Source organism: Actinomadura sp. NPDC048955 (genome assembly GCF_040649435.1).
Classification (GTDB): Bacteria; Actinomycetota; Actinomycetes; order Streptosporangiales; family Streptosporangiaceae; genus Spirillospora; species Spirillospora luteofluorescens.
The window spans coordinates 1-3,652 of the sequence record NZ_JBEZJI010000148.1 but is presented as its reverse complement, the minus strand read 5'-3'; the positions used below and the strand labels follow the sequence as shown (position 1 = coordinate 3,652).

The window sequence follows — 3,652 nt, the reverse complement described above, 5'->3', positions numbered from 1 at the left end:
CGTCCCGTCTGGCGGACGGAGCGCAACGACCTACCGTGAACGTAGCGGACCTGACGAGCTCATGGGACGAGGCGCGCCGAACGGATCCACAGGGTGTGGACGACCTAGGGCCTGTCTCGAAGCGGCTCCGATCAAGCGCGCGAACGCGTGAGCTGGCCGGTGGAGCGAGGCCGGAGGCAAGCGGCACCGGGCAGATCGCGAAGCGATGCCGCGTTCGCCCAGGCCCGGTCACGTAGCGAGCAGCCAGGCGAGCGAAGTGGGCCGGGACGTGGAAACACAGCCTAGGTGGTGCGGACGGCACGATGCCACCCGTCCCGCTGACGCAGCAAATCATGAGGTGACCTTACTGAATGTGATGTCACGGGACCTGTCCGCGAAGCTGTCCGTCTCCCTGGCAGCCTCGGTCAGTCGATCCGGCTGATGAGACAGAGGGTTTGGCATGTGCGGTTGGCGGCTTCCACGTGTGAATTGGGCCAGAGCAGCTCGAGCGCTTGAGGACGGCGCACCTGGTACTCCCGCCCGAGATCGGCGCACCGACGCCGTGGTGATCACGGTCGACGTGCGGGGTCGGCTACGGGACCCCGCTCGGACGGGCGGTCAACCGCCGCAACGGCTACCTGCACGACCTGCTCACACGCGTCACCAAATCGGCGCAGCCCTGGGTCGCCATGCTGGTGCGCACCATCTTCGACCCCCCGCCGCCGAACAAGTCCACGTCCCGCACGCCCACGTCGTTGCCTCGCCGGAGGTCAAGCACCCGAACGCGGCGTGCATCTGGGAAGAAGGTGACGGCACGCACATGTCCGATCAGGAACACCGCTTGGAGGCGCTGGTCGAAGGTGCAATCGTCGACGCGGGTGGGAGGGGTAAGAGCCAAGTCGTGCAAGGGCCCCACGGCTCCCACGTCAAGATCTACGGCAGTGGAAGGGCCGAGGGCGTCGTCGAGAAGCTTCGCGGCAGTTAGGAGATACCGCCGCGGTATCTAACCCACCCATTTGCCTAGGGGCAGGTTTCGCCGTGTGACCGCTCCAGGGGTTCGATCACCGGGATCGAGCAGGTCAGGCGTAGTGGAGTTTGAGGGCCTCGGCCTCGGACAGGCCTTCACGGGCCGCCATCCGACGGCGCGCCCTCACCTGGGCGTTCGTCTTGGGGCGGAATTCGGGAGAGCGGCTGCAACCACAGGGCTCGAAGCCCTCATAGCGCAGGCCCGCCGTAAGGACGGCGGCGACGGCGTCCCAGCGGCGGTCGTCGCCGCGGCGCGGGGCGGCAAAGTCATGCCCGGCGAAGATCATCGGCTGACCACAACGGGGGCAGGGATGCTCGGCGCCATCCCAGGCGTACTTGTGGCTCTGGCGGCACGGGATGCACACGTAGTGGACCTTGTAATGGACCATCGCGTAAGTGCACATGCCGATCAGGCTACCGGGGCGCCGGCGACTTCGCAGCGGGCCGCTGTCTGGCCGGGCGGGCTCGCTTGGCACTTCTGTCCCATCACATGCTTGAGGGTGGCTGTTCGGTTTGGCTGTCGCGTGTTGGTTTGCGGGGAGCGCGCGTCGGGGGGTCTGAGCTTCCCCCGGTTCCACGGACTCGCTGATGTTGCGGCGGTACCGGGCTGAGGGTTTGGCCGGGTCAGGTGACCGGTCACGGCGGCCGGAGTCGTGTCCGCATCAGATGAGCGCCGAGATCGACCACCGGTCCGGGAACCGTTGGGATGCGTCTCGTGCGCTTGCTCACTGAGCGGATGTATCTCATTGAAGGTGACGACAGCAGGTGCGGACGGGGCACCTCCACCCCGCGATAACCATCATTAGCCGGGCATGTTAAACACGCGCACGCGCCCTAAGCCGTTCATGACCGGACAGCACGTCCGAGGACACCGACGGCCCATAAACCCGCAGCACGGCCCGCTGATACAGCGAATCGGCGTCGACCTCTTCCGGGGAGGTCACGACGGCACCGCCCACTCGGCGAAGACGGTCTTACCGCCCCTCTGGTCGAAACGCACACCCCAACGGGTGACATACTCGGCCACAGCACGCAGACCCCAGCCGCCTTCACCGAGCCTCTCCACCTGCCGCAGAACCGGAAGGGTTGGGTCCCCGTCCCACACCTCCACGACATACGCGGCCTCGGACGCAAAAGCGTTCACCGTGACCAGCTCGGTCTTTGCGTGACGCACGGCGTTGGTCACCAGCTCCGTCGTGACCAGCCCAGCTCCGTAGCCATCGACCGGCCAGCCCTCGGCGGCGATCTTCCCGACGTGATCCCGGGCGACTTTGACGCTGGCCGGTTCAGCTTTCAGGTAGATCATCGAGCTTGCACCTCCCGAGCATCTGCTGAGCCGACGCATCAACCACTACGCAGGCCGCCCGTCGCGACCACCGCCCAGCGCGCTTGAGCCCTCACCGAACGTTCCGGTGCCGCGCTCAGAAACTTTAATGGAAGTCGCGATAAGCACACAAGTAGTAAGTGTGCGAGCCTCACCTGGTGCTCGGAGTAGGCATTCCTACCTGGGCGGTCAGGCAGGCAAGCGGTAGACCAGTTCGTACAAATGAGAACCCTTGACCAGCACGGATACCTCTACAGGCCGGTCATCGTGGGAATAGGCGACCCGGAACTGACGGATCACCGGAACGTCTGGCAGCGCCAAGAGGTCTATCTCTTCGTTCGTCGGCATCCGGGCGGACACTGCGTCCACGAAGTGCTGTAGGTCGTATCCCAGGTCAGCCAGGACGCGTGGCGCTCCGCCAGGGATCCTCTGCGACCCGGCCAGCTCGGTACCGGCCGCCAGTTCCAACGGGTAGTACGACCACTCGACCTCCACCGGCCGACCAGCATGGCGCAGCAGTCGCCGCCGGACGAGCACCCGGTCTCCAGCACCGATGTTGAGCGCCTCCGCAACATCATTCGGTGCCGGTAGCTCCGTGACTTCCAGCAGCTCGTAGGAGTAGCCGCCAGGAGTCGGCTCGAAGTAGGCCCCAACCTCCACCCGGAAGGGCTGACGTTCGCGCACGAAAACGCCCTTGCCCTGACGGCTGGTCAGGTACCCCTCGGCCTTGAGCACTGCCAGAGCCTTCTGGACGGTGGTGTTCGAAACGCCGAACTCTGTGACCAGGTGCGCCGTGGAAGGTAGCTGAGTGCCCGCCACCAGATCCCCGGCCATGATCCGCGCCCGCACCTCCGCCGCCATCTGCTGGTACGGCGGCCGATCGTCCGCTCGCTGAGTCAACGTCGTGAACCCGCCACCAGTCGGTAACGCAGATGGCGCCCCTCAGCGACCATCACCATTACCGAAGCCTCAAATGCCACGCCGTCCGCGTTCAAGCAGGTACGCGACAGGACGATCACCGGCGTACCCGGAGACAGCCCCAGCTCAGCGGCTTCATCACCGGTCGCACTCCGAAACACGATGTCCTCCCGAGCTTCGTGCACCGCATAGCCCATATCTGCGAGCAGGGTGACGGCCCCGCCTCTGATCTTCCCCGGAGCGGCCAGAGCCGTTCCCTCTGCGATCTCTGCCGGGTACCACGAGTCGGTCAGTTCCACGGGCTGACCGTCCGGCCCGCAAGGTCTATCGCGTGCGCAACCCGATGACCATCGGACGGTCTTTTTGCCAGCAAAAGTCACTGGAGCAAGCCCCCAGATGAAAGAG

General features: G+C 65.6%; 5 protein-coding genes and 1 pseudogene. 2 read left to right on the top strand and 4 right to left on the bottom strand.

Annotated features, from left to right (window positions below):
* Positions 1 to 799: 799 nt before the first annotated feature.
* Positions 800 to 964: a hypothetical protein gene (locus tag AB0C84_RS45500; RefSeq protein WP_361079016.1), complete on the top strand. Its 165-nt coding sequence runs from the start codon at positions 800 to 802 to the stop codon at positions 962 to 964.
* A gap of 94 nt (positions 965 to 1,058) precedes the next feature.
* On the opposite strand, the gene AB0C84_RS45495 is transcribed toward AB0C84_RS45500, so the two are convergent.
* Positions 1,059 to 1,409 carry a hypothetical protein gene (locus AB0C84_RS45495; RefSeq protein ID WP_361079013.1) on the bottom strand — a complete coding sequence of 117 codons (351 nt, stop codon included), beginning with the start codon at positions 1,407 to 1,409 and terminating at the stop codon, positions 1,059 to 1,061.
* Between the two features lie 187 nt (positions 1,410 to 1,596).
* Between AB0C84_RS45495 and AB0C84_RS45490 the strand changes: the two are divergent.
* A pseudogene (locus AB0C84_RS45490) lies at positions 1,597 to 1,689 on the top strand (leucine zipper domain-containing protein); the annotation flags it as partial.
* 256 nt (positions 1,690 to 1,945) lie between these two features.
* On the opposite strand, the gene AB0C84_RS45485 reads toward AB0C84_RS45490, so the two are convergent.
* The 3 genes from AB0C84_RS45485 to AB0C84_RS45475 all read right to left on the bottom strand — a co-directional run bounded on the left by AB0C84_RS45485 (position 1,946) and on the right by AB0C84_RS45475 (position 3,546).
* A complete protein-coding gene (locus AB0C84_RS45485) occupies positions 1,946 to 2,311 on the bottom strand; it encodes an ATP-binding protein (RefSeq protein WP_361079010.1) in 366 nt (121 codons plus the stop codon).
* A 207-nt stretch (positions 2,312 to 2,518) separates the two neighbouring features.
* A complete protein-coding gene (locus AB0C84_RS45480) occupies positions 2,519 to 3,190 on the bottom strand; it encodes a GntR family transcriptional regulator (RefSeq protein ID WP_361079007.1) in 672 nt (223 codons plus the stop codon).
* Positions 3,191 to 3,225: 35 nt separating this feature from the next.
* Positions 3,226 to 3,546, bottom strand: coding sequence for a UTRA domain-containing protein (locus AB0C84_RS45475; protein ID WP_361079003.1), 321 nt, complete (start codon positions 3,544 to 3,546; stop codon positions 3,226 to 3,228).
* Positions 3,547 to 3,652: the final 106 nt, after the last annotated feature.